General features: G+C 72.3%; 23 protein-coding genes. 1 reads left to right on the top strand and 22 read right to left on the bottom strand.

Annotated elements, in window-relative coordinates; all coding sequences use genetic code 11:
- Position 1: 1 nt before the first annotated feature.
- From QQZ14_RS08035 to def, 4 genes are read right to left on the bottom strand one after another with little or no spacing between them, the layout of a single operon-like run.
- Complete coding sequence (locus QQZ14_RS08035) at positions 2–1399, bottom strand: RsmB/NOP family class I SAM-dependent RNA methyltransferase (RefSeq protein WP_284533729.1); 1398 nt, start codon at positions 1397–1399, stop codon at positions 2–4.
- The gene (locus tag QQZ14_RS08030; protein WP_284533728.1) at positions 1392–1820 is read right to left on the bottom strand and encodes an MmcQ/YjbR family DNA-binding protein; all 429 of its coding nucleotides are present in this window, start codon (positions 1818–1820) and stop codon (positions 1392–1394) included. The genes QQZ14_RS08035 and QQZ14_RS08030 overlap by 8 nt, the downstream gene beginning before the upstream one ends.
- A 25-nt stretch (positions 1821–1845) precedes the next feature.
- Positions 1846–2784 (bottom strand): methionyl-tRNA formyltransferase, encoded by a 939-nt coding sequence (fmt, locus tag QQZ14_RS08025; protein ID WP_284533727.1) that lies wholly within the window; start codon positions 2782–2784, stop codon positions 1846–1848.
- Positions 2785–2787: 3 nt separating this feature from the next.
- Positions 2788–3333: a peptide deformylase gene (def, locus tag QQZ14_RS08020; protein WP_284533726.1), complete on the bottom strand. Its 546-nt coding sequence runs from the start codon at positions 3331–3333 to the stop codon at positions 2788–2790.
- A 56-nt stretch (positions 3334–3389) separates the two neighbouring features.
- On the opposite strand from def, the gene ppk2 reads away from it, so the two are divergent.
- Positions 3390–4280 (top strand): polyphosphate kinase 2, encoded by an 891-nt coding sequence (gene ppk2 / locus QQZ14_RS08015; RefSeq protein ID WP_284533725.1) that lies wholly within the window; start codon positions 3390–3392, stop codon positions 4278–4280.
- A 17-nt stretch (positions 4281–4297) separates the two neighbouring features.
- Here the strand turns inward: ppk2 and QQZ14_RS08010 are convergent, their stop codons facing one another.
- From QQZ14_RS08010 to arcA, 18 genes are all read right to left on the bottom strand, one after another.
- Entirely contained in the window at positions 4298–4735 is a 438-nt protein-coding gene (locus QQZ14_RS08010) for a hypothetical protein (RefSeq protein WP_284533724.1), read from the bottom strand.
- A gap of 47 nt (positions 4736–4782) precedes the next feature.
- Positions 4783–6828, bottom strand: coding sequence for a primosomal protein N' (locus tag QQZ14_RS08005; RefSeq protein ID WP_342395229.1), 2046 nt, complete (start codon positions 6826–6828; stop codon positions 4783–4785).
- Between the two features lie 120 nt (positions 6829–6948).
- Positions 6949–8139: a methionine adenosyltransferase gene (metK, locus tag QQZ14_RS08000; RefSeq protein ID WP_284533723.1), complete on the bottom strand. Its 1191-nt coding sequence runs from the start codon at positions 8137–8139 to the stop codon at positions 6949–6951.
- A gap of 84 nt (positions 8140–8223) precedes the next feature.
- The gene (gene coaBC, locus QQZ14_RS07995) at positions 8224–9432 is read right to left on the bottom strand and encodes a bifunctional phosphopantothenoylcysteine decarboxylase/phosphopantothenate--cysteine ligase CoaBC (protein ID WP_284533777.1); all 1209 of its coding nucleotides are present in this window, start codon (positions 9430–9432) and stop codon (positions 8224–8226) included.
- A 79-nt stretch (positions 9433–9511) separates the two neighbouring features.
- Positions 9512–9844 (bottom strand): DNA-directed RNA polymerase subunit omega, encoded by a 333-nt coding sequence (gene rpoZ / locus QQZ14_RS07990; protein ID WP_284533722.1) that lies wholly within the window; start codon positions 9842–9844, stop codon positions 9512–9514.
- Positions 9845–9854: 10 nt separating this feature from the next.
- On the bottom strand, positions 9855–10451 hold the full coding sequence (gmk, locus tag QQZ14_RS07985; RefSeq protein ID WP_284533721.1) for a guanylate kinase: 597 nt from the start codon (positions 10449–10451) through the stop codon (positions 9855–9857).
- Positions 10444–10764: an integration host factor, actinobacterial type gene (gene mihF / locus QQZ14_RS07980; RefSeq protein WP_284533720.1), complete on the bottom strand. Its 321-nt coding sequence runs from the start codon at positions 10762–10764 to the stop codon at positions 10444–10446. The genes gmk and mihF overlap by 8 nt, the downstream gene beginning before the upstream one ends.
- 102 nt (positions 10765–10866) lie before the next feature.
- Positions 10867–11313, bottom strand: coding sequence for a hypothetical protein (locus tag QQZ14_RS07975; protein WP_284533719.1), 447 nt, complete (start codon positions 11311–11313; stop codon positions 10867–10869).
- The gene (gene pyrF / locus QQZ14_RS07970) at positions 11310–12131 is read right to left on the bottom strand and encodes an orotidine-5'-phosphate decarboxylase (protein WP_284533718.1); all 822 of its coding nucleotides are present in this window, start codon (positions 12129–12131) and stop codon (positions 11310–11312) included. Before pyrF ends, QQZ14_RS07975 begins: the two co-directional genes overlap by 4 nt.
- Positions 12128–13168, bottom strand: coding sequence for a quinone-dependent dihydroorotate dehydrogenase (locus QQZ14_RS07965; protein WP_284533716.1), 1041 nt, complete (start codon positions 13166–13168; stop codon positions 12128–12130). Before QQZ14_RS07965 ends, pyrF begins: the two co-directional genes overlap by 4 nt.
- 1 nt (position 13169) lies before the next feature.
- Positions 13170–16508: a carbamoyl-phosphate synthase large subunit gene (gene carB / locus QQZ14_RS07960; RefSeq protein ID WP_284533714.1), complete on the bottom strand. Its 3339-nt coding sequence runs from the start codon at positions 16506–16508 to the stop codon at positions 13170–13172.
- Positions 16508–17629, bottom strand: coding sequence for a glutamine-hydrolyzing carbamoyl-phosphate synthase small subunit (carA, locus tag QQZ14_RS07955; RefSeq protein WP_284533712.1), 1122 nt, complete (start codon positions 17627–17629; stop codon positions 16508–16510). The genes carB and carA overlap by 1 nt, the downstream gene beginning before the upstream one ends.
- Positions 17626–18924 carry a dihydroorotase gene (locus tag QQZ14_RS07950; protein WP_284533710.1) on the bottom strand — a complete coding sequence of 433 codons (1299 nt, stop codon included), beginning with the start codon at positions 18922–18924 and terminating at the stop codon, positions 17626–17628. Before QQZ14_RS07950 ends, carA begins: the two co-directional genes overlap by 4 nt.
- Entirely contained in the window at positions 18921–19877 is a 957-nt protein-coding gene (locus tag QQZ14_RS07945) for an aspartate carbamoyltransferase catalytic subunit (RefSeq protein WP_284533709.1), read from the bottom strand. The genes QQZ14_RS07950 and QQZ14_RS07945 overlap by 4 nt, the downstream gene beginning before the upstream one ends.
- A complete protein-coding gene (gene pyrR / locus QQZ14_RS07940) occupies positions 19874–20467 on the bottom strand; it encodes a bifunctional pyr operon transcriptional regulator/uracil phosphoribosyltransferase PyrR (RefSeq protein WP_446740482.1) in 594 nt (197 codons plus the stop codon). The genes QQZ14_RS07945 and pyrR overlap by 4 nt, the downstream gene beginning before the upstream one ends.
- A 346-nt stretch (positions 20468–20813) precedes the next feature.
- Positions 20814–21770, bottom strand: coding sequence for a carbamate kinase (gene arcC, locus QQZ14_RS07935; RefSeq protein WP_284533708.1), 957 nt, complete (start codon positions 21768–21770; stop codon positions 20814–20816).
- Between the two features lie 10 nt (positions 21771–21780).
- A complete protein-coding gene (locus tag QQZ14_RS07930) occupies positions 21781–22785 on the bottom strand; it encodes an ornithine carbamoyltransferase (RefSeq protein ID WP_284533706.1) in 1005 nt (334 codons plus the stop codon).
- Positions 22786–22829: 44 nt separating this feature from the next.
- Positions 22830–24125 (bottom strand): arginine deiminase, encoded by a 1296-nt coding sequence (gene arcA / locus QQZ14_RS07925; RefSeq protein ID WP_284533705.1) that lies wholly within the window; start codon positions 24123–24125, stop codon positions 22830–22832.
- Between the last annotated feature and the right edge of the window lie 101 nt (positions 24126–24226).

Raw genomic sequence — 24226 nt, 5'->3', positions numbered from 1 at the left:
CCTAGGCCGTACGCCGCAGCAGTGCCAGGAACATCGCGTCCGTGCCGTGGCGGTGCGGCCACAGCTGGACGGTGCCCGGCATCGGTCCATCACACTGGGGGACGTCCGGGAGCAACGCCCGGGCGTCCTCGAGGACGACGTCGTCGCGGGTCTCGAGCACCGACGACACCACGCCGCGGGTCTCGGAGATCACCGGCGAGCAGGTGGCGTAGAGCACGACCCCGCCGGGCCGGGTGAGGTCGAGGGCCGAGGACAGTAGCCGTCGTTGCAGCAGCACGAGGCTGAGCAGGTCGTCGGCCCGGCGCCGCCAACGGGCCTCCGGACGGCGTCGGAGCGCTCCCAGGCCCGTGCACGGCGCGTCGACCAGCACGCGGTCGAAGGCACCCCGGGCGAACGGCGGCGCGGTCCCGTCGGAGGTGACGATCCCGAGCGTGCCCGGTGCGCCCCGCAGCGCCCGCTGCACCAGGCGGGACCGGTGCTCCTGGCGCTCCGCAGCGACCAGCGACGCGCCGCGCTGCGCCGCGAGCGCCGCCAGCAGCGCGGCCTTGCCGCCCGGGCCGGCACACAGGTCCAGCCACCGGCGGTCGGGACCGTCGACGGCCGCGGCCGCCATCGCGACCGCGACCAGCTGGGAGCCCTCGTCCTGCACGCCCGCGCGGCCCTCGGCGACCGCCGGGATCTCGCCGGGGTCGCCACCCGCCAGGACCACGCCGTACGGCGAGTAGGGCGTCGGCTCGCCCGGCAGCTCGTCCCGGGTGCCGCGTCCGGGCCGGGCGACCAGCGTCACCCGGGGCGGTTCGTTGTCGGCGGCCAGCAGCTCGAACAGCTCCTCGGCGCCCACCGCCGAGCGCAGCTCGTCCACGATCCAGCGCGGGTGGCTGTAGGCGATCGAGGCGAACCGGGTGGGCGCGACCCGCGGGTCGGGCGCGACCCGGCCGATCCACTCGGCGAGCTCCTGTCGCGCGACCTGGCGGAGCACCGCGTTGGCGAAGCCACCGGCCCCGGAGCTGACCTTGGCCCGCACCAGGTCGACGGTCGTGCTGATCGCGGCGTGGGTCGGCACCCGCATCGACAGCAGCTGGTGGGTGCCGAGCCGCAGGGCATCGAGCACCTTGGCCTCGACCTTGCTCAGCGGACGGTCCACGCACGCGGCGAGGATCGCGTCGTACGTCCCCCGCCGCCGGATCGTGCCGGACACGAGCTCGGTGACGAACGCCGCGTCCCGGCCGGAGAGCCCGTGCTGGCGCAGCACGGAGGGCAACACGAGGTTGGTGTACGCGCCGTCGACCCGCACCGCCTTCATCACCTCGAGCGCTGCGAGCCGGGCCGGGTCGACGGGGGAACGGGTGCCGGTGGCCCGGCTCCCACGCTGGGGCCCCCGCGTGCGGGGATCAGTCATCCCCGAGGTACTTCCTCGACAGGCTCTTGGGGGCCTTCGCGGCCCAGGCTTCGGTGATGATCTCGGTCAGCTCCTCGCGCTCGATCTCTCCGAGACGGGACCGCTGGACCAGGACGGCGGCGTACCCCTTGAAGTGGTCGATGGTGAAGAACGGCAGCCGCTCGTCCGCCACGAGCGCCCGCTTGTCGGCCTCACCGGCGGTCATGATCACCACCAGGTCGTCGTACATCTCCCCCGTCGCGGGGTCGATCGCGCTGCGGTGCGGAGCCCGGTAGAGCAGGAAGCCCTTGCCGCGCACCTTGTAGGTGGGTCGGTCTCCCCACGAGGTGCCGAGCTCGACCTCGGGCAGCGACCTGCAGATCTCGTCGAGGACCGGGTCCAGGTCGTCGCGAGTGTCCTCAGGATGCGCCGGACGGCTCATGGTCATGACCGTATCGATCCCGGCGTCAGCTTTCACCGGAACCCGCACCAATCCGGGCACCGGACTCGACGCGGACCCCGCGGGCCCAGTCGGCGGCGGCCATCTGCTTGCGCCCGTGCGGGCGGACGTCGCCCAGCCGGACCGCCTCCGTGCCGGTGCCGACGAGCACGGCATTCTTGGTGACCTCGAGCACTCCGGGCTCGAGGCGCTGATCCGTGCGCTGTACCGGCCCCAGCTTGAGCCGCTCACCGGCGAACGTCGTCCACGCCCCAGGAGCCGGCGTGCAGGCGCGCACCTGCCGGTCGATCGCGACGGCCGGGTGGCTCCAGTCGACCCGGGCGTCGTCCACCTCCACCTTCGGGGCGTACGAGACACCCTCCTCCTGCTGGGCCCGCTCGACCAGCGAGCCGTTCTCGATGCCGTCGAGGGTTGCCACCAGGAGGTCCGCCCCGCCCTCGGCGAGCCGGGCCAGCAGGTCGCCCGCGGTGTCAGTGGGCCGGATCCGCTCGGTCATCACGCCGTACGTCGGACCCGCGTCGAGCTCCTTGACGATCCGGAACGTCGTGGTGCCGGTCACCTCGTCGCCAGACCAGATCGCGTGCTGCACCGGGGCCGCGCCCCGCCAAGCCGGGAGGGCCGAGAAGTGCAGGTTGACCCAGCCGTACCGGGGGATGTCGAGCGCGGACTGCGGCAGCAGCGCGCCGTAGGCGACCACCGGGCAGCAGTCGGGCTGCAGGGCGCGCAGCGCGTCCTGGAAGCCCGGGTCGCGGGGGTGGCCGGGCTTGAGGACGGGTACGCCGAGCTCCTCGGCGCGCACGGCGACCGGGCTCGCCACGAGGCGCCGGCCACGCCCGGTGGGGGCGTCGGGACGCGTGACCACGCCCACGAGCTCGTGGGCGGAGGCCGCCACCGCGTCGAGCACGGTCACGGCCACCTCGGGGGTGCCGGCGAAGACGACGCGCATCGCCTAGAAGCCCAGCCCGTTGGTGGCGTGCGGTGAGACCTTCACCTGGGGCTTGTCGAGGCCGAACCAGTCGGACTCGCGGATCTCCTTCATCGCGGCCTTGCGGGCCTCGGGGTCGAGGCGGTCGATGAACAGCACCCCGTCGAGGTGGTCGGTCTCGTGCTGGATGGCCCGGGCGAGCAGCTCGGAGCCCTCGATCACCACAGGGTCGCCGTACATGTTGAATCCGTGCGCCACCACCGACAGCGCCCGGCGGCAGTCGATGCTGAGGCCGGGAATCGAGAGGCAACCCTCGGGGCCGTCCTGGATCTCGGCCGAGAGCTCGAGCCGCGGGTTGACCAGGTGGCCGACCTCGCCGTCGACGTACCACGTGAACGCCCGCAGGCCGACCCCGATCTGCGGTGCCGCCAGACCCGCGCCCGGCGCGTCCAGCATCGTGTCGGTGAGGTCCTCGACCAGCCGGCGCAGCTCCTTGTCGAAGTCGACGACCTCGATGGCGGGCTTGCGGAGGACGGGGTCCCCGAGGAGACGGATCGGCTGTACGGGCACGACGCCAGTCTAGGGATCGCCCGTGCGACCGGGCTGAGGAGGCTAGGTTGCGAAGCATGCTGCAGGACGTGCGCGAGTACATCGACCATCTCCGCATCGACGGCCACACCATCGGCGAGGACCACGACGACGACCCGATCCTGCTCGACCCCCAGGGCCGGGCGGTGGACACCTGGCGCGAGAACTACCCGTACGACGAGCGGATGCCACGCGAGGAGTACGACGAGGTCAAGTACCGCCTGCAGGTCGAGCTGCTGAAGTTCCAGAACTGGGCCCAGGACACCCACACCAAGCACGTGCTGCTGTTCGAGGGCCGCGACGCGGCCGGCAAGGGCGGGACGATCAAGCGGTTCATGGAGCACCTGAACCCCCGCTACGCCCGCACCGTCGCGCTGACCAAGCCCAGCGACCGCGAGCAGAGCCAGTGGTACTTCCAGCGCTACGTGCAGTACCTGCCGACGGCCGGCGAGATGGTGCTGTTCGACCGCTCCTGGTACAACCGCGCCGGTGTCGAGCGGGTCATGGGGTTCACCACCGAGCCGGAGTACGAGCAGTTCATGGCCCAGGCGCCGCTGTTCGAGCGGATGCTGGTCGACAGCGGGATCTCGCTGACGAAGTTCTGGTTCTCGGTCACCCAGTCCGAGCAGCGCACCCGGTTCATCATCCGGCAGGTGGACCCGGTGCGGCAGTGGAAGCTCTCGCCCATCGACCTGCAGTCGCTGAGCAAGTGGGAGGCCTACACCGACGCCAAGGAGGCGATGATCCGGCGTACCGACACGGAGTGGGCGCCGTGGACGACGGTGAAGAGCAACGACAAGAAGCGGGCGCGGCTCAACGCGATGCGCTACTTCCTCTCGCGGTTCGACTACGAGGGCAAGGACGCCCAGGTGGTCGCGGCCCCCGACCCGCTGATCGTGCAGCGCGGCATCGACGCCGTCGGGGACTGACTCCCGGGCGACGACGCTCAGTCGCAGCCGACGGTCCGGTCGGTGCGCCCCCACGTCTCGACCTCGTCGCCGTCCTCGGAGACGAGGTAGGCGCGGGTGTCCTGGTCGCTCGGCGCCAGCCACAGCTCGCCGAGGTCGCTGGAGTAGCCGGTGAACCGCGCGTCACCGGGCAGCTCCGCGTCGTCCGTCGAATCCGTCAGTGTGCGGTCGTCGAGGATGCCCTTCGGGTCCCAGAGGTACTGCCGGCGCGACGGCGCGGCCGGGTCGTCGGGTGGCCAGTCCATGTCGAGGAAGGTGACGTCCTGCCAGCCGCAGTGCTCGACGCCGCGGTTGTACGCGATCTTGTCGAGGTCGACCTGCTCGCCGTCTTTCTCCCACGCGTGCGAGGTGGAGTCGACGCCGCACGCGCCCAGCACCAGGGCCAGGGCGACCACCGGGGCCGAGCGGCGGATCATCCTCCGAGGATAGGTCGGTCGCGCGGTGGGTGGCAGCGCGTCACGGCCTACAGCGTCGGCGGGTCGACCTGGATGCGGACCGCGTCGAGCTTGCGGCTCGAGCGCACGCGCTGCAGCTGGCCGAGGGCGTGGGAGAGCGCGACACCCTGGGCACGCGGGACCCGGACCACGACCCGGCACTCGCCGTCGCCGAGGTCAACGGGGCCGAGGATCTCTGCGCCGCGGGGAGCGTCGAGCAGCGTGAGGGCGTCGTCGACCGCTCCCGGCTCCCCCGTGACCGTCGCGAGCCGGCTGGCCGGCGGCAGGTGGGCCTCGACCCGCTCGGCGGTCTCGCGGGCGGCGAACCCGGCCGGGTCCCAGCGCACGAGCGCCTGGAGCGCGGGGTGGGCGGCGTCGCCCACCGCGACCACCCGGCCGCCGGGACGGACCAGGGCGGCGGCGTTGGCCCAGCGGCGCAGCGCCTCCTCCTCGGCTCGCAGGTCGATGCGCGAGAGCAGCAGCCAGGTGTCGAGCAGCACGACCGCGGCGTAGCCGTCCTCCGCCACGGGCTCGGCGCCCGGGGTGGCGACCACGATCTGGGGGCGGGAGGCGACGGACGGCACCACACTGTCCCCCGAGCTCGAGCGCACGGTGACCCCCGGGAAGGCCCGGCCCAGCTCCTCGGCGGTGCGGGCGTCGCCGAGCACCGGCGCGCGCAGCCCCCGGTGCCCGCACTCGGGGCACGACCAGTCCTCGGCCACCGTGCCGCACCACCGGCAGGCGGGCGGGGTGGTCGGTCCCGTGAGCGCCAGCGGGCCCTGGCAGGCCGCGCAGCGGGCCGGTGTACGGCAGCGCTCGCAGGCCAGCGCGGTGGCGTAGCCCAGCCGCGGGGTCTGCACGAGGACCGGCCCCTCGGCCACCGCGTCGCGGATTGCCAGGTGGACCTCGCGGGGCATCCGGGCGCCTCGGGCGTGCGTGTCGCGGTTGTCCGCGGCTCCGGCGACGGTCACCGTCACCCGGCGGCGCACCTCCTCGCGCGGCGCCGCGAGCTCGTGGGCCCAGCCCGTGCGCAGCAGGTACTCCCCCTCGACGGTGCGCACGAAGCCGCCGACCAGCGCCGCGGTGCGCTCGCGCTCGGCGCGCAGCAGCAGGGTCTCGCGGGTGTGCGGGTAGGGAGCGCGCGGCTCGGCATGGAGGTCGTCGCCGTCGTCCCACACGACGACGAGCCCGAGGTCGTGGACGGGGGCGAAGCCCGCAGCGCGGGTGCCGACCACGATCCGCCGCGCGCCACGGCTGACGGCGAGGAAGTCACGGTAGCGGGCCGCCGGCCCCGAGTCCGCGGTCAGCGTGACGTGGTGCCCGTCTCCCAGCACCGCGGTGAGCGCCGCGTCGACACGAGCGACGTCCTTGCCGTCGGGCACGCACACGAGGCTGCCGCGCCCCGAGGCGTACGTCGCCGCCACGGCATGGGCGACCAGCGCCGGCCAGTCGGTCGCCGGGGCGGCGGTCCACACCGCCCGCGGTGTGCCTCCGTCGGCGAGGTGGCGCAGGTACGCCGCGCCCGGCTCGTGACCTGCCCAGGCGGCCTCACCGGCCGGGAGGTCGACGCCGCGCCAGGGCGGGGCGGGCGGGCTGGCGCGCTGCTCGGTGGTCGCATGCCGTGCGGGCACGGCGAGCCGGAGCACGTCGGAGCGGGTGCCGGCGTAACGCTCGGCGAGGTCGGCGGTGAGGGCCTCGACCTGCGGGGCGAGCACCGGCTCGGCGCTCACCACACGGCGCAGCGGGGCCAGCCGGCCGGGGTGGTCCGACGTGGCGGCCCGGGCCACGAGGTAGCCGTCGACGTCCTGTCCGGCGAAGCGGACCTTGACCCGCACCCCCGGCCGGGCGTCGTCGGCCATCGCCGCCGGCACCGCGTAGTCGAAGGGCCGGTCGAGGTGCGCGAGGGGGACGTCGACCAGCACCCTGGCCACCGGGTCGACCGCAGCCGGCTCGGCCTGCTTCGCCTTGCGCTCGCGGGTCGCCCGGGCCTTCGCCTGGGACGCCTTGAGCGTCGCCCGGACCATGCCCGGCAGCAGCTCGGGCTGCTCCTCGGGGTCGGTCATGGGCGGGGTCACGGGCAGATGTCTACCAGCGGGCGGCGACGCCCCCAACACGACGTTGACCCGCCCGAAAGTTTCGGGCGGGTCAACGTAGTGTCGACGATCCGCCCGAAAGTTTCGGGCGGGTCAACCAGGTCACAGGCCGGCGGCAGCTTTGAGCGCGTCGGCGCGGTCGGTGCGCTCCCAGGTGAACTCGGGGAGCTCGCGGCCGAAGTGGCCGTACGCCGCGGTCTTGGCGTAGATCGGCCGGAGCAGGTCGAGGTCGCGGATGATCGCGGCGGGGCGCAGGTCGAAGACCTCGAGCACCGCCTCCTGGATCCGCTCGTCGGAGACCACGCCGGTGCCGAAGGTCTCGATGAACACGCCGACCGGCTGGGCCTTGCCGATCGCGTAGGCCACCTGGGCCTCGCAGCGGGTGGCGAGGCCGGCGGCCACGACGTTCTTGGCCACCCAGCGCATCGCGTAGGCGGCCGAGCGGTCGACCTTCGACGGGTCCTTGCCGGAGAACGCACCGCCACCGTGGCGGGCCATCCCGCCGTAGGTGTCGACGATGATCTTGCGGCCGGTCAGGCCGGCGTCGCCCATGGGGCCGCCGACGACGAAGCGACCGGTCGGGTTGACCAGCAGCCGGTAGCCCTCGGACGGGATCGAGAACTTCGCGAGCACCGGGTCGATGACGTGCTTCTTGACGTCGGCCTCGAGCGTGCCGAGCTCGGTGTCCTCGTCGTGCTGCGAGGACAGCACGACGGTGTCGACGCGCACCGGTCGGTTGGCGGCGTCGTACTCGATGGTGACCTGGGTCTTGCCGTCGGGACGCAGGTAGGGCAGCGTGCCGTCCTTGCGGACGGCGGTGAGCTGCTCGGCGAGGCGCTGCGCGATCACGATCGGGAGCGGCATGAGGACGTCGGTGTCGTCGCAGGCGTAGCCGAACATCAGGCCCTGGTCGCCCGCGCCCTGCTTGTCCATGGCGTCGACCGAGCCGGTGCGGCTCTCGTGGCCGGTGTCGACGCCCTGGGCGATGTCACCGGACTGGCCGCCGATGGCGACCATGACGCCGCAGGAGTGGCCGTCGAAGCCCTTGATCGAGGAGTCGTAGCCGATGTCGATGATCCGGCGGCGTACGACGTCCTTGACGTCCACGTAGCCGGTCGTGGTGACCTCGCCGGCCACGACCACGAGGCCGGTGGTCAGGAGCGTCTCGACCGCGACACGGCTGGTGGGGTCCTGCTCGAGCATCGCGTCGAGCACCGAGTCGCTGATCTGGTCGGCGATCTTGTCGGGGTGACCCTCGGTCACCGACTCCGAGGTGAAGAGGCGTCCGGTCACTTCTGCGCTCCTGATGTGGGTGTTGGCCCGGTGCGGGCGGTGCGGCTCAGAATATCGAGCGTCTCGTACGTCGCGACGCCGGTCTCAATCCTGCAGCCTGGCGGCCACTTCGTCCCAAATGACGCGCGCCAACGCACCCTTGGAACCACGCGGCACCTCGACCGTCGCGCCGTCGGCGCCGATGATCACGGCCTCGTTGTCGGGGCTGCCGAACACCGCGCCGCCGCCGACGTCGTTGACGACCAGGAGGTCGCAGCCCTTGCGGGCGAGCTTGGCGCGGCCGAGGTCGAGCACCGACCCGGTGTCGTCGCCGGTCTCGGCCGCGAAGCCGACGATCACCGCGCCCGGGCGGACCCGGTTGCTGCTGATCTCGTGCAGGATGTCGGGGTTCTGGGTGAGGGCCAGCGGGGGCGCCGAGCCGTCGGGGGCCTTCTTGATCTTCGCGTCGCTGACGTCCACGGGCCGGAAGTCGGCGGGCGCGGCGGCCATCACGACCGCGTCGGCCGACGGGGTCGCCGCGAGCACCTCCTGCCGCAGCTCGGCGGTGGTCTCCACCCGCACCACCTTCACCCCGGCCGGGTCGGGCAGCGTCACGTTGGCCGCGACCAGGGTCACCTCGGCACCGCGGGCGACGGCCGCCCGGGCGAGGGCGTAGCCCTGCAGCCCGGAGGAGCGGTTGCCGAGGAAGCGGACCGGGTCGAGGTACTCGCGGGTGCCGCCGGCGGTGACGAGCACGTGCCGGCCGGCGAGATCGGTCGCCGGGTCGGAGCCGGACCCGGCCAGCACCTCACGGCAGACCTCGAAGATCTCGGCGGGCTCGGGGAGCCGTCCCTTGCCGGTGTCGGCGCCGGTGAGCCGGCCCTCGGCGGGCTCGATCACGAGAGCGCCGCGGGAGCGCAGCGTGGCGACGTTGGCCCGGGTCGCGGGGTGCTCCCACATCTCGGTGTGCATCGCGGGCGCGAACACGACCGGGCAGCTGGCGGTGAGCAGGGTGTTGGTGAGCAGGTCGTCGGCGAGCCCGTGGGCGGCCTTGGCGATCAGGTCGGCGGTGGCCGGCGCCACGACGACGAGGTCGGCGGACCGCCCGATCCGCACGTGCGGCACCTCGTGCACGTCGGTCCAGACGTCGGTGGCGACCGGCTTGCCCGACAACGCCGCCCAGGTCGGCGCGCCCACGAACTCCAGCGCCGCCGCGGTCGGCACGACCGTCACGTCATGACCGGACTCGGTGAACCGGCGCAGCAGCTCGCAGGCCTTGTACGCCGCGATGCCGCCCGAGACACCCAGCACCACCCGCACCGGGCCCGAACGAGCAGCAGGCCGTCTCCCCGACGGGGAGACGGCCTCGTGGCTGCTGCTGGTGCTCAGCGGATCACTCGCTGAAGGAGTTCCCGGCGTCCGCGGCGGCGGCCGACGCGGCGGCCTCCTCGGCGGCGAGCTCGGCAGGGTCGATGTCCTCGCAGGTCAGCAGGTCCTCGTTGATCTCGCGCAGCGCGATCGAGAGGGGCTTCTCCTGGACGTGCGTGTCGACGAGCGGGCCGACGTACTCGAGGAGGCCCTCGCCCAGCTGGGAGTAGTAGGCGTTGATCTGCCGGGCGCGCTTGGCGCTGTAGAGGACCAGCTTGTACTTGCTGTCGGTCTTCGTCAGCAGCTCGTCGATCGGGGGGTTGGTGACGCCCTCGGCCGCGATGGTGGGTCCGGACAAAGCAGTTGCCTCACGAATCTGTTGGGGATGGCAACATCAAGGCTACCAACTCCTCCGCAGCAGCGTGAACTTCGCGGTTGACGATCGTCACGTCGAACTCCGCCTCGGCCGCCAGCTCCTCGCGCGCGGTCTCGAGCCGCCGCTCCCGCTCCTCCTCGGTCTCCGTACCCCGTCCGACCAGCCGGCGCACCAGCTCGTCCCACGACGGGGGCTTGAGGAACACGAACAGCGCGTCGGGCATCGTGCCGCGCACCTGGCGCGCGCCCTGGAGGTCGATCTCCAGCATCGCCGGGCGGCCGGAGGCCAGCGCGAGCTCCACGGGCTGACGGGGCGTGCCGTAGCGGGCGGTCTTGTGGACCACGGCCCACTCCAGCAGGTTGCCCTGCTCGACCATCGCGTCGAACTCCTCGTCGGAGACGAACCAGTAATGGACGCCGTTCTCCTCCCCCGGCCGCGGCGCCCGGGTGGTCGCCGACACGGAGATCCAGACCTCGGGGTGGCAGCGGCGCACCTCGGCGGCGACGGTGCCCTTGCCGACGGCGGTCGGGCCGGCGAGGACGAGGAGGCGCGAGCGACGAGGGACGGGGTGGGGCGGCGCGTCAGTCACGCGCGGCGAACTCCTTCTCGAGTGCCGCGACCTGCTTGGTGCCGAGTCCGCGGACCCGGCGGCTCTCCGCGATGCCGAGCCGCTCCATGACCTGGCGGGCGCGGACCTTGCCCAGACCCGGCATCGACTGCAGGAGGTCGACGACGCGCATCTTGCCGATGACCTCGTTGCGCTGTCCCTCCTGGAGGACGTCGACGATCGACGCACCGGAGTTCTTCAGCCGGTTCTTCACCTCGGCCCGCTCCCTGCGGGAGGCGGCGGCCTTCTCGAGGGCCGCCTGGCGCTGTTCGGGGGTGAGCGGGGGCAGAGCCACGAGCGTGAGGTCCTTAAGTCGGCGGGCGGCGGGGTCCCCGTGGCGGGGGCCGGTGAGAGGTCACACTAGTCAGAACCGCGACCGGGCAGCAATCGGGTCCGGTCAGAGCGTCAACGGCGTGCGGCACACGTCACGCGCCTGCTGGTCGAGGTCCTGGAGGGCGCGCAGCGTGGTGCCGCTGCCCAGCTCGGTGGCCGCCGCGTCGATGCGGGCCTTCTCCTCGTCGGTGAGCCCGGCGGGCGGGTGGTCGCGGTCGTACGTCGCCGCGTCGACGCCGGCCTCGTCGAGCGCCTCCGACAGTGCCTCGATCCGGCCGACCACCTGCTGCCACTCGTCCGTGATGTCGTCCGGCGCCTGGGCCTGGAGGTCGCGGAAGACCGGCAGCGCCTTCAGGAGCGCGTCGGGCTCCCCGCTGCCCACGATCCCGCTGAGCTCCTCCTGGTGGTCCTTGACCGCGCCGCAGTAGGCCTCCTGCGGGTCTCCCCCGCAGCCGGCGAGGAGCGGCAGGAGCACGGCCGCGGCGAGGACGGCGGCCCGCGTCCGGGTCACGAGCGCAGCTCGTCGTTCATCCGGAGCACCGCGGCGCGCATCGCCTCCGGGTCCCGGAGCCGCAGGACGCCGCGCGAGGAGCTGGGCAGCACGGCGGCCGCGGCGCCGAACAGCCGGCGTACGTCGTGGACCGTGCCGCCCTGGGCCCCGAAGCCCGGCGCGAGGACGGGCCCGTTGAACGCGAGGTCCTCGTCGGTCGCGCCGATCGTGGCACCGACCACCGCGCCGAAGGACCCCAGCGGCGACGAGTCCGCGTTGAGCCGGCGCAGGTGGTCGAGCATCCGCCCGGCGACCGTTCCCCCACCGGTGCCACCGTCGTCGATCCGGGCGTGCTGGACCTCGGGACCCTCCTTGTTGGAGGTCAGCGCGAGCACGAACAGGCCGGCGTCGTGGCGTCGTGCGGTGTCCACGAACGGGTCGAGCGAGCCGAAGCCGAGGAACGGGCTGACCGTGATCGCGTCGCTCGCCAGCGGCGAGGCGGGGTCGAGGTAGGCGTCGGCGTATGCCTGGCTGGTGGAGCCGATGTCGCCGCGCTTCACGTCGAGCAGCACCAGGGCGCCGGCGGCACGGGAGTCGGCGATCACGCGCTCGAGCACCGCGATCCCCCGGCTGCCGAACCGCTCGAAGAACGCCGACTGCGGCTTGACGACCGAGGCCACCGGCGCCACGGCCTCGACCACGGTGCGGGCGAAGGCCTCGAGGCCGGTGACGTCGTCGCCCAGCCCCCATTCGGCGAGCAGCGAGGCGTGCGGGTCGACGCCCACACAGAGCGGTCCGCGCGCCTCGACGGCTGCGTGCAGGCGGGCTCCAAAGGTCACTGGTCGACTCCCTCGACGATCCGGCGTGGCCACAGCGGGCCCTCGTAGATGAACGCGGTGTACCCCTGTAGCAGGGTGGCACCTGCGGCCAGGCGCGCGCGGGCGTCCTCGATCGATGTGATCCCGCCGACCCCGATCAGCGTCAGGTCCGGGCCGACCCGGCCGCGCAGCAGGCGCAGCACGTCGGTGGCCCGCTCGGTCAGCGGCCGTCCCGACAGGCCGCCCGCACCGATCTCGGCGACCCGGCCGGCCGGGGTGCGCAGTCCCTCGCGGGAGATGGTCGTGTTGGTCGCGACGATGCCGTCGAGGCCGATCGCCGTGACGAGGTCGGCGACGGCGAGCACGTCGTCGTCGGCCAGGTCCGGGGCGATCTTCACGAGCAGCGGCACCCGCCGGTCACCGGCGGCGGCGATCCCCTGGACGGCGGTCAGGATCGGCTCGAGCTTCTCGACGGCCTGCAGGTCGCGCAGGCCCGGGGTGTTGGGCGAGCTGACGTTCACGACCAGGTAGTCGGCGTACGGCGCGAGGAGCCGCGCGGACTTCTCGTAGTCGCGGACCGCCTCGGCCTCGGGCACGACCTTGCTCTTCCCGATGTTGACGCCCAGCACCGGGCGGCACCGGCCGCCGAGCCGGTCGAGACCACGCGCGCGCGCCACGAGCCGGGCGGCGACGACCTCGGCGCCCTCGTTGTTGAAGCCCATCCGGTTGACGACGGCCCGGTCCTCGGGCAGCCGGAACAGCCGCGGCTTCGGGTTGCCGGGCTGCGGCTCGCCCGTCACCGTGCCCACCTCGACGTGCCCGAAGCCGAGCGCCCCGAGCGCGTCGATGCCGACCGCGTTCTTGTCGAAGCCGGCGGCGAGGCCGAGCACGTTGGGGAAGCGCAGGCCGAGGGCGTCGACCGGCTCCCCCGGCGCTCCCCCGACCTTGGCCAGCATCCGGAGCGCGGGGCGGGCCGCCCGGATCGCCCGGAACGCGCCGTGGTGGGCACGCTCCGGGTCGGTCCGGGTCAGCACGTGGTCGAACAGGAGCCGGTACACGTCAGCTGTTCTCGGCGGCCGCGGCGGCCTCGGCCGCGCCCCGGGCCCAGTCCTGCAGCGACCGGACCCCGATCTCGCCGCGGCGTACCGCCTCGATCCCCTGCACGGCCGCGCCGAGCCCCTGGATCGTGGTCACGCACGGGATGTTGCCCATCACCGCGGCGGTCCGGATCTCGTAGCCGTCGAGGCGCACCGAGCTGCCGCTGGTCGAGCCGTGCGGCGTGTTGACAACCAGCTGCACCTCGCCCTCCAGGATCAGCTGCACGGTGGTCTTCTCGCCGTGCGGCCCGGCGCCCTCGAAGTGCTTGCGCACGATGGTCGCGGTGACGCCGTTGCGGCGCAGCACCTCGGCCGTGCCCTGGGTGGCGAGGATCTCGAAGCCGTGCTCGGCGAGCACCTTGATCGGGAAGATCATGTTGCGCTTGTCGCGGTTGGCCACCGACACGAACACCCGCCCGCTCGTCGGCAGCGCCCCGAACGCGCCGGCCTGGGCCTTGGCGAACGCGGTGCCGAAGTCGGCGTCCAGGCCCATCACCTCGCCGGTGGACTTCATCTCCGGGCCGAGGATCGTGTCGATCTGCCGCCCGTCGGGGGTGCGGAACCGGTTGAACGGCATCACCGCCTCCTTGACCGCGATCGGCTGTCCGGGCGGCAGCGTGCCCCCGTCGCCGGTCGCGGGCAGGATCCCGACGTCGCGGAGCCGGGCGACCGTGTCGCCGACCATGATCCGGGCCGCCGCGTTGGCCAGCGGGGTGGCGGTCGCCTTGGAGACGAACGGCACCGTGCGGCTGGCCCGCGGGTTGGCCTCGAGCACGTAGAGCACGTCGGAGCCGAGCGCGAACTGGATGTTCAGCAGCCCCCGCACCCCCACGCCGCGGGCGATCGCCTCGGTGGCCTCCCGGATCCGGCGGATCTCGGCGTCGCCGAGGGTGATCGGCGGCAGCGCGCAGGAGGAGTCGCCGGAGTGGATGCCGGCCTCCTCGATGTGCTCCATCACGCCGCCGAGGAAGAGCTCCTCGCCGTCGAACAGCGCGTCGACGTCGATCTCGACGGCGTCGTCGATGAAGCGGTCGACCAGCACCGGGTGCGCCGGGCTGATCTCGGTGGCGCGCTGGATGTAGCCCTCGAGCGCCGCGTCGTCGTACACGATCTCCATGCCGCGGCCACCGAGGACGTACGACGGGCGCACCAGCACCGGGAACCCGATCTCGGCGGCGATCTCCTTGGCCTCGCCGAAGCTGGTGGCCATGCCGTGCTTGGGGGCGGGCAGGCCGGCCTCGTGGAGCACCCGCCCGAAGGCGCCGCGCTCCTCGGCGAGGTGGATGGCCTCCGGGGAGGTGCCGAGGATCGGGACGCCGTTGTCCTTCAGGCCCTGGGCGAGACCCAGCGGGGTCTGTCCCCCGAGCTGGCAGATGACGCCGGCCACCGGGCCCGCCTGGCGCTCGGCGTGCACGATCTCGAGCACGTCCTCGAGCGTCAGCGGCTCGAAGTAGAGGCGGTCGGAGGTGTCGTAGTCGGTGGACACCGTCTCGGGGTTGCAGTTGACCATCACGGTCTCGTAGCCGGCCTCCGAGAGCGCCAGCGCCGCGTGCACGCAGGAGTAGTCGAACTCGATGCCCTGGCCGATCCGGTTGGGCCCCGAGCCGAGGATGATCACCGCCTCCTTCTCCCGCGGCTGGACCTCGGACTCCTCGTCGTACGACGAGTAGTGGTACGGCGTCACCGCGGCGAACTCGGCCGCGCAGGTGTCGACGGTCTTGTAGACCGGCCGGATCCCCAGCGCGTGCCGGACCCCGCGGACGACGGCCGGGGTCATCCCCCGGATCTTGCCGATCTGGAAGTCGGAGAACCCGTGCCGCTTGGCCTTGCGCAGCAGCGCCGGCGTCAGCTCGGGAGCCGCGGTCACCTCGGCCGCGATCTCGTTGATCAGCACCAGCTGGTCGACGAACCACGGGTCGATGCCGGTGGCGTCGAAGACCTCCTCGGGCGTGGCCCCGGCCCGGATCGCGTCCATGACCTTCTTCAGGCGACCGTCGTGGGGCCTGCGGATCTCCTCGAGGATCGCGTCCTTGTCGAGGTCGACCCACTCCTTCTCCCAGTCGAAGACGGCGGTGTGGCTCTCCAGCGAGCGCAGCGCCTTCTGCAGCGCCTCGGTGAAGTTGCGCCCGATCGCCATCGCCTCGCCGACGGACTTCATGTGCGTGGTGAGGACCGGGTCGGCACCGGGGAACTTCTCGAACGCGAAGCGCGGCACCTTCACCACGACGTAGTCGAGCGTCGGCTCGAAGGATGCCGGCGTGCTCTGGCCGTCCTCCCGGGTCGTGATGTCGTTGGGGACCTCGTCGAGCGTGTAGCCGATCGCCACCTTGGCGGCGATCTTGGCGATCGGGTAGCCGGTCGCCTTCGACGCCAGTGCGCTGGACCGGGAGACGCGCGGATTCATCTCGATGACGATGACCCGGCCGTCGACCGGGTTCACGGCGTACTGGATGTTGCAGCCGCCGGTGTCGACGCCGACCTCGCGGATGATGCCGATCGCCAGGTCGCGCAGGTGCTGGTACTCGCGGTCGGTGAGCGTCATCGCGGGCGCCACCGTGATCGAGTCCCCGGTGTGCACGCCCATCGGGTCGAGGTTCTCGATCGAGCAGACGATCACGACGTTGTCGGCGCGGTCGCGCATGACCTCGAGCTCGTACTCCTTCCACCCGATGATCGACTCCTCGATCAGCACCTCGGTGGTCGGACTGGCGGACAGGCCGGCGCCGGCGATGCGCGCGAGGTCGCCCTCGTCGTAGGCGATGCCGGAGCCGGTGCCGCCCATCGTGAACGACGGGCGCACGACGACCGGGTAGCCGAGCGCGGCGACGGCCTCCTCGCAGTCGGCCAGCGAGTGGCACACGAAGCTGCGGGCGACCTCCCCGCCGACCTTCGCCACGATCGCGTTGAAGGACTCGCGGTTCTCGCCGCGGTGGATCGCCTCGATGCTGGCGCCGATCAGCTCGACGCCGTACTTCTCCAGCACGCCGCGCTCGGACAGCGCGATCGCGGTGTTGAGTGCGGTCTGCCCGCCCAGCGTCGCGAGCAGCGCGTCGGGTCGCTCCTTCTCGATGACCTTCTCGACGAACTCCGGGGTGATCGGCTCGACGTACGTCGCGTCCGCGAACTCCGGGTCGGTCATGATCGTGGCCGGGTTGGAGTTGACCAGGACCACCCGCAGGCCCTCGGCCCGCAGCACCCGGCACGCCTGGGTGCCGGAGTAGTCGAACTCGCAGGCCTGGCCGATGATGATCGGCCCCGAGCCGATCACCAGGACCGACTTGATGTCGTCACGCTTCGGCATCAGGCCTTGCCCTCCATCACGTCGGTGAACCGGTCGAAGAGGTACGCCGCGTCGTGCGGGCCGGCGGCCGCCTCGGGGTGGTACTGCACGGAGAAGCCCGTCAGCCGCCCGTCGGCGTCGCGCAGCTCCAGCCCCTCGACCACGTCGTCGTTGAGGCACACGTGGCTGACGCTCGCCTCGCCGTACGGCGTGGTGGTGCCGCCCTCCAGCGGGGCGTCGACGGCGAACCCGTGGTTGTGGGCGGTCACCTCGACCTTGCCGGTGGTGCGGTCCATCACCGGCTGGTTGATGCCGCGGTGGCCGTACTTGAGCTTGTAGGTGCCGAACCCGAGCGCCCGGCCGAAGAGCTGGTTGCCGAAGCAGATGCCGAAGTAGGGAAGCCCGTCGGCGAGCGCTCCCTGGAGCACCTCGATCTGGTGGGTGGTCGCGGCCGGGTCGCCCGGGCCGTTGGAGTAGAAGAGCCCGTCGGCGCCCACCGCGCGGACGTCGTCGAGCGACGCGGTCGCGGGCAGCACGTGCACCTCGATGCCGCGCTCGGCCATCCGGTGCGGAGTCATCGTCTTGATGCCGAGGTCGAGGGCCGCGACCGTGAACCGCTTGGTGCCGATGGCGGGGACGACGTACGCCTCCTGGGTCGAGACCTCGGAGGCGAGCTCCGCACCGGACATCTCAACCGACGCGCGCACCCGCTCGAGCAGCGCGGCGGCGTCGGTCTCGGTCGAGGAGATCCCGACCCGCATCGCGCCACGCTCGCGCAGGTGCCGGGTCAGCGCCCGGGTGTCGATGCCCGAGATGCCGACGACGCCCTGCTCCCGCAGCTCCTCGTCGAGCGTGCGGCTCGCCCGCCAGCTCGACGAGCGGCGGGCGGGGTCGCGCACGACGTACCCGGCCACCCAGATGCGGCTGCTCTCGGGGTCCTCGTCGTTGACGCCGGTGTTGCCGACGTGCGGCGCGGTCATCACGACGACCTGGCGGTGGTACGACGGGTCGGTCAGCGTCTCCTGGTAGCCGGTCATGCCGGTGTTGAAGACCGCCTCGCCGAACGTCTCTCCCTCGGCGCCGAACGACTCGCCGCTGAAGGTCCGGCCGTCCTCGAGCACGAGGATCGCCGGGGCGGTCACTGGATCTTCCCGTCGAGCACGGTCGCCTTGCCGCGCAGGAACGTCGCCACCACCCGGCCGGGCAGCTCCATGCCGCGGTAGGGCGTGTTGCGGCTCAGGCTCTGCGTCTCCGCGGGGTCGATCACCCGCGTCGCGGCGGGGTCGTAGAGGACCACGTTGGCCGGCTCGCCCTCGGCGATCGGCCGGCCGTGGTCGGCGACCCGACCGATCCGCGCAGGTGCGGCGGACATCCGGTCGGCGACGCCCGCCCAGTCGAGCAGGCCGGGGTCGACCATCGTCTGCTGCACGATCGAGAGCGCGGTCTCGAGCCCGAGCATCCCGAAGGCCGCTGCGGCCCACTCGCAGTCCTTGTCCTCGTGCGGGTGCGGGGCGTGGTCGGTGGCGACGATGTCGATGGTGCCGTCGGCGAGCCCGGCCCGGAGCGCCTCGGCGTCGGCGGTCGAGCGCAGCGGTGGGTTGACCTTGTAGATCGGGTCGTACGTCGCGGCCAGGTCGTCGGTGAGCAGCAGGTGGTGCGGGCAGGCCTCGGCCGTGACGTCCACGCCCTTGCCCTTGGCCCACCGGATCAGCTCGACCGAGCCCGCGGTGGACACGTGGCACACGTGCAGCCGCGACCCGACGTGCTCGGCGAGCAGCACGTCGCGGGCGATGATCGCCTCCTCGGCGACCGCCGGCCACCCGGCGAGACCCAGGCGCCCGGACAGCGGGCCCTCGTTCATCTGAGCGCCCTCGGTGAGCCGGGGCTCCTGGGCGTGCTGGGCGACGACGCCGTCGAACGCCTTGACGTACTCCAGCGCCCGGCGCATCAGCACCGCGTCGCTCACGCACTTGCCGTCGTCTGAGAACACCCGCACTCGGGCCGCGGAGTCGGCCATCGCGCCGAGCTCGGCGAGCTGCTGGCCGGCGAGGCCGACCGTGACCGCGCCGACCGGGTAGACGTCGCAGTAGCCGGCCTCGCGGCCCAGCCGCCAGACCTGCTCGACGACGCCGGCGGTATCGGCGACCGGCTCGGTGTTGGCCATCGCATGCACGGCGGTGAAGCCGCCCATCGCGGCGGCGCGGGTGCCGGACTCCACCGTCTCGGCGTCCTCGCGGCCCGGCTCGCGCAGGTGCGTGTGCAGGTCGACGAGGCCGGGCAGGGCGATCAGGCCGGTGCCGTCGATCTCCTCGACGCCTTCGGTGGTCGAGCTCGTCGAGATCCCCGCGCCGACGCGCTCGATCACGCCGTTCGCGAGCAGCAGGTCGGTCGGCGCGCCGCCGAGAATGCTGACGTTCTTGATCCAGTAGGTGCTCACTCTTCTCCTCCGACGGCGGGCTCGGAGCCGCCCAGCAGCAGGTACAGGACCGCCATCCGCACGGCGACGCCGTTGGTGACCTGCTCGACGATCACGGACCGGTCGGCGTCGGCGACGTCCGCGGTGATCTCCATGCCGCGGACCATCGGCCCGGGGTGCATGACGATCGTGTGGTCCTGCAGCGTCGCCATCCGACGGCCGTCGAGGCCGTAGCGGCGGGAGTACTCCCGAGCGGTCGGGAAGAACCCGCCGCTCATCCGCTCGCGCTGGACCCGCAGCATCATCACCGCGTCGGCCTTGGGGATCACCGCGTCGAGGTCGTAGGAGATCTCCACCGGCCAGCTCTCCACCCCGACCGGGAACAGTGTCGGCGGCGCGACCAGCGTGACCTCGGCCCCGAGCGTGTGCAGGAGCAGCGCGTTCGAGCGGGCCACGCGGCTGTGCAGCACGTCGCCGACGATCGCGATCCGCCGGCCGTCGAGGCTGCCCTTCGGGCCGGTCCCGAGGTGCCGCGACATCGTGAACGCGTCGAGCAGCGCCTGGGTGGGGTGCTCGTGGGTGCCGTCCCCGGCGTTGACCACGCTCGAGCGCACCCAGCCGGAGTTCGCCAGCCGGTGCGGGGCACCGCTGGCACCGTGCCGGACCACGACGGCGTCGGCGCCCATCGCCTCGAGGGTGAGCGCGGTGTCCTTGAGGCTCTCGCCCTTGGACAGGCTCGAGCCCTTCGCCGCGAAGTTGATGACGTCCGCGGACAGCCGCTTGGCGGCCGCCTCGAACGAGATCCGGGTACGGGTGGAGTCCTCGAAGAAGAGGTTCACCACCGTGCGGCCGCGCAGCGCGGGCAGCTTCTTGATCGGCCGATCGGCCAGCTCGCGCAGCTCGGCCGCGGTGCTCAGGATCAGCTCGGCGTCGTCGCGGGTCAGGTCGCCCGCGCTCAGCAGGTGCCGCTTCATGCGGTCACCTCCCCACCGGCGGGGCCCTGGATGGTGACCGCGTCGACCTCGTCGACGCCCGCCAGGCTGACCTTGACGGTCTCGACCAGCGACGTCGGGAGGTTCTTGCCCACGAAGTCCGCACGGATCGGGAGCTCGCGGTGGCCTCGATCGACCAGCACGGCCAGCTGGACCGCCCTCGGGCGACCGATGTCGTTGAGCGCGTCGAGCGCCGCCCGGATCGTGCGGCCTGAGAAGAGCACGTCGTCGACGAGGACCACCGTGCGTCCGTCGATGCCGCTGGCCGGGATCTGGGTCGGCAGCAGCGCCCGCGCGGGCTTCATCCGCAGGTCGTCGCGGTACATCGTGACGTCGAGCGAGCCGACGGGCACGTCGTCCCCCTCGACGGCGGCGATCCGCGCGGCGATGCGCTCGGCGAGCGGCACGCCGCGGGTGGGGATGCCGAGGAGCACGAGATCGGCGGCGCCCTTGTTGCGCTCGAGGATCTCGTGGGCGATGCGGGTCAGGGCCCGCGTGATGTCGCTGTCGTCGAGGACGACGCGAGAGATGTCCGCGCTGGCCAGAGGGCCGCTGGTCGGACTGTCGGGCACGTGCTGAGGGTGCGCAGGCAAGAGCCTCGGACCTCCTTCTCCGCCTCTCGGGACGGCTCGTTAAAGGATGTCGATCGAGGTGGACCCTACTCCCCCGCGCAGACGATGTGCGCACCGGCCCCGAGTTGTCTCGGATGCCGGTTGCCAGAGGAGCGCGGCAGCCGTGAGTGCAGGTATGACGGCCTCCCGGTGCTCGATTGTCCGTCCTGGGCGCTGCCGGGAGGACACCGACTTACCTTCAGACTGCTCCGAAACGACGTTGACCCGCCCGAAAGTTTCGGGCGGGTCGACGTGGTGGACCGGGCCGGATGCGACGACCCGGCCTGACGGGGGTCAGCTGCGGAGGTCAGCCGGAGACGGCCAGCTCCCGGTCCTGTCCCGCCGGTGTGCCCTGACCGTCGGGGACGATCCGGGTCCCGGCGTGGCCGGCGACGATGTGGGCGATGTCGGCGAGCGAGCCGATCGCCGCCGTCCGCCCGGTGTGCTCGACGAACCGGCACACGGCCTCGACCTTCGGGCCCATCGAGCCCGCCGCGAAGTCGAACGCCCGCAGCTCGGCCGGGGTCGTCTCGGTGAGCCGGCGCTGGTCGGGCGTGCCCCAGTCGACGTACACGCCGTCCACGTCGGTGGCGATGACCAGCAGGTCCGCGTCGATCTCCTCGGCGAGGAGCGAGGACGCGAGGTCCTTGTCGATGACGGCCTCGACCCCGCGCAGGATGCGCCCGGGCTCGAGGACGGTCGGGATGCCGCCGCCGCCGGCGCACACGACGACCGTGCCGTTCTCCACGAGCGCCCGGATCGAGGGCACCTCGTAGATGTGCTGCGGCTCGGGCGAGGCGACGACGCGGCGGTACGACGAGCCGTCCTGTCGGATGGCCCACCCGTTCTCGGCGGCCAGCGCCTCAGCCTCCTCACGCATGTAGACCGGCCCGATGAACTTCGTCGGGTTCTGGAACGCCGGGTCCTCCGGGTCCACGCGGACCATCGTCAGCAGGGTGGCGATGTGCTTCTCGAGCGGCAGCACGTTGCCGAGCTCCTGCTCGATGACGTAGCCGATCATCGCCTCGGTCTGGGCGCCGAGGACGTCCAGCGGGTAGGGCCGCACGTCCTCGTACGCCGCCGCCTGGAGCGCGAGCAGGCCGACCTGGGGACCGTTGCCGTGGGCGATGACCACCTCGTGGTCGGGGACCACGGTGGCGATCCGCTCGGCGGCGATCCGGATGTTGGCGCGCTGGTTCTCCGCGGTCAGCGGCTCACCACGGCGCAGGAGGGCGTTGCCCCCCAGTGCGATCACGATTCTCATGTCGTCCTCCTCAGGCCAGCGACGCCACGAGGAGCGCCTTGATCGTGTGCATCCGGTTCTCCGCCTGGTCGAAGGAGATGTTGGCCGCCGACTCGAAGACGTCCTCGGTGACCTCGACGCCGTTCGCGAGCTGCGGGTACTGCTGGACGACCTGGGCACCGACCTTGGTCTGGGTGTTGTGGAAGGCCGGCAGGCAGTGCAGCACCTTGACCCGGGGGTTGCCGGCGGCGTGGAGCAGCTCGGCGTTCACCTGGAACGGCAGGCAGAGCTCGACCCGCTCGGCCCACGACTCCACCGGCTCGCCCATCGAGACCCAGACGTCGGTGTAGATGAAGTCCACACCCGCCACGGCCTCCTTCGGGTCGTCGGTGATCAGGATCCGGGCACCGGAGGACTCGGCGAGCTCGTGGCAGAGCTTGACCAGCTCGTCCTCGGGCCACAGCGCACGCGGGGCACCGATGCGGACGTCCATGCCGAGCTTGGCGGCGACGAGCAGCAGCGAGTTGGCGACGTTGTTGCGGCCGTCGCCGACGAACGCGAACGCGATCTCGTGCAGCGGCTTGTCGGAGTGCTCCCGCATGGTGAGGACGTCGGCGAGCATCTGGGTCGGGTGGAACTCGTCGGTGAGCCCGTTGAAGACCGGGACGCCGGCGTACTTCGCCAGCTCCTCGACGACGTCCTGGGAGAACCCGCGGTACTCGATCGCGTCGTACATGCGGCCGAGCACGCGCGCGGTGTCGGCGACCGACTCCTTGTGGCCCAGCTGGGACGACGCGGGGTCGATGTAGGTGACGTGCGCGCCCTGGTCGTAGGACGCGACCTCGAAGGCGCAGCGGGTGCGGGTGGAGGTCTTCTCGAAGATCAGCGCGACGTTGCGGCCCCGGAGCAGCTGGCGCTCGGTCCCGGCGTACTTGGCGCGCTTGAGGTCGCGCGACAGGTCGAGCAGGTGACGGATCTCGTCGGGGGTGTGGTGACGCAGGCTGAGCAGGTGGCGCCCGCGAAGGTTGACCGGCATGGGTGGTGTTTCCTCTCTTGTTCCGGATCGGGTCCGGTCGTAGGTCAGTAGTCGATGGGGTCGCGCAGGATCGGGCAGGTCATGCAGCGCCCGCCGCCCCGGCCCCGCCCCAGCTCGCTGGCGTCGATCGTGATGACCTCGATGCCGGCCTTGCGGAGCTGGGTGTTGGTGTGCGTGTTGCGGTCGTAGCCGACGACGACGCCGGGCTCGAGCGCGAGGACGTTGTTGCCGTCGTCCCACTGCTCGCGGGCGGAGCCCCAGCGGTCGCCGCCCGTGGGCACGACGCGCATCGGCACGCCCAGAGCGTCGGAGACGACGTCCACGAAGTGCTTGTCCTCGTGACGGACGTCCAGGCCGGACGGCGAGGACTCGTCGGGCCGCAGCGAGAAGCTGTCGATCTTGTCGACGACCGGGCCGTACGCCGTGACGACGTCGCGGTCGCAGAACGTGAACACGGTGTCGATGTGCATGGCCGCACGGGTCCGCGGCAGGCCGGCGGCGATCACGCGCTCGGCGGCACCCGCCGCGAACAGGGACCGGGCGACCTGGGTGATCGCCTGCTGCGAGGTCCGCTCGCCCATACCGATCACGACCACGCCGTTGCCGATCGGCATGACGTCGCCGCCCTCGATCGTGGCGTTGCCGCGGTCGCGGGGCTGCTGGTCGGGGTCACCGAACCAGACCCGGAAGTCCTCGCCGGCGAAGGCCGGGTGGAACCGGTAGATCGCGGTGGTCAGCAGCGTCTCCTGGCGGCGGGCCGGCCAGTACATGCTGTTCAGCGTCACGCCCCCGTAGACCCACGAGGAGTTGTCGCGGGCGAACACCGTGTTGGGCAGCGGCGGGAGCACGAACTGCTGGACGTCGGCGTCGCGGAAGGACCGCAGGAACGAGCCGGCCATGTCGTCGGGGACGTCGCTGAACGCGACGCCGCCGATCAGGAACTCCGCCAGCTTCTCGGCCGGCAGGCTCTCCAGCCAGGCGCGCACCTCGTGGACGAGGCCGGGGCCGATCTGGTCGTCGGTGATCTTGCGGTCGAGGATCCAGTTGCGGCCCTCGGGGTAGCGCACGACGTCGACGAGCAGCTGCAGCATGTCGAGCACCTCGACGCCGCGGTCGCGCATCTTGGTGACGAAGTCGTAGTGGTCCCGCTTGGCCTGGCTGACCCAGATGACGTCGTCGTACAGCAGCTCGTCGCAGGTCTCGGGGGTGAGCCGCAGGTGGGCCAGACCGGGCGCGCAGACCATCACGCGTCGGAGACGGCCGGCTTCGGACCATACGCCGACTCTGGGGTCGGTGACGGTCCCTTCGACCGTCGCCCGGGGCAGTTGTTCGATAGCCATGATGATTCTTTCCTTGCTGGGGGGATTGGTGGGGCCGGGGACGTCCTCGGGGGCCGGGCGCTCCGATGGGAGGCCGGGCCAGGCGGGGCGGCGGCCCGAGG

Source organism: Nocardioides sp. T2.26MG-1, from assembly GCF_950101795.1.
GTDB lineage: Bacteria > Actinomycetota > Actinomycetes > Propionibacteriales > Nocardioidaceae > Nocardioides.
This window is presented reverse-complemented; position numbering and strand designations above follow the sequence as displayed.

Bases quoted from the DNA above. Each gene is read 5' to 3' on its own strand.
- QQZ14_RS08035 (WP_284533729.1), bottom strand. From the start codon at position 1,399: ATGACTGATCCCCGCACGCGGGGGCCCCAGCGTGGGAGCCGGGCCACC.
- arcC (WP_284533708.1), bottom strand. From the start codon at position 21,770: ATGAGAATCGTGATCGCACTGGGGGGCAACGCCCTCCTGCGCCGTGGT.
- QQZ14_RS08030 (WP_284533728.1), bottom strand. From the start codon at position 1,820: ATGAGCCGTCCGGCGCATCCTGAGGACACTCGCGACGACCTGGACCCG.
- QQZ14_RS08010 (WP_284533724.1), bottom strand. From the start codon at position 4,735: ATGATCCGCCGCTCGGCCCCGGTGGTCGCCCTGGCCCTGGTGCTGGGC.
- QQZ14_RS07930 (WP_284533706.1), bottom strand. From the start codon at position 22,785: ATGCCGGTCAACCTTCGCGGGCGCCACCTGCTCAGCCTGCGTCACCAC.
- ppk2 (WP_284533725.1), top strand. From the start codon at position 3,390: ATGCTGCAGGACGTGCGCGAGTACATCGACCATCTCCGCATCGACGGC.
- carB (WP_284533714.1), bottom strand. From the start codon at position 16,508: ATGCCGAAGCGTGACGACATCAAGTCGGTCCTGGTGATCGGCTCGGGG.
- QQZ14_RS07945 (WP_284533709.1), bottom strand. From the start codon at position 19,877: ATGAAGCGGCACCTGCTGAGCGCGGGCGACCTGACCCGCGACGACGCC.
- arcA (WP_284533705.1), bottom strand. From the start codon at position 24,125: ATGGCTATCGAACAACTGCCCCGGGCGACGGTCGAAGGGACCGTCACC.
- fmt (WP_284533727.1), bottom strand. From the start codon at position 2,784: ATGCGCGTCGTCTTCGCCGGCACCCCCGAGGTGGCCGTGACCGTGCTC.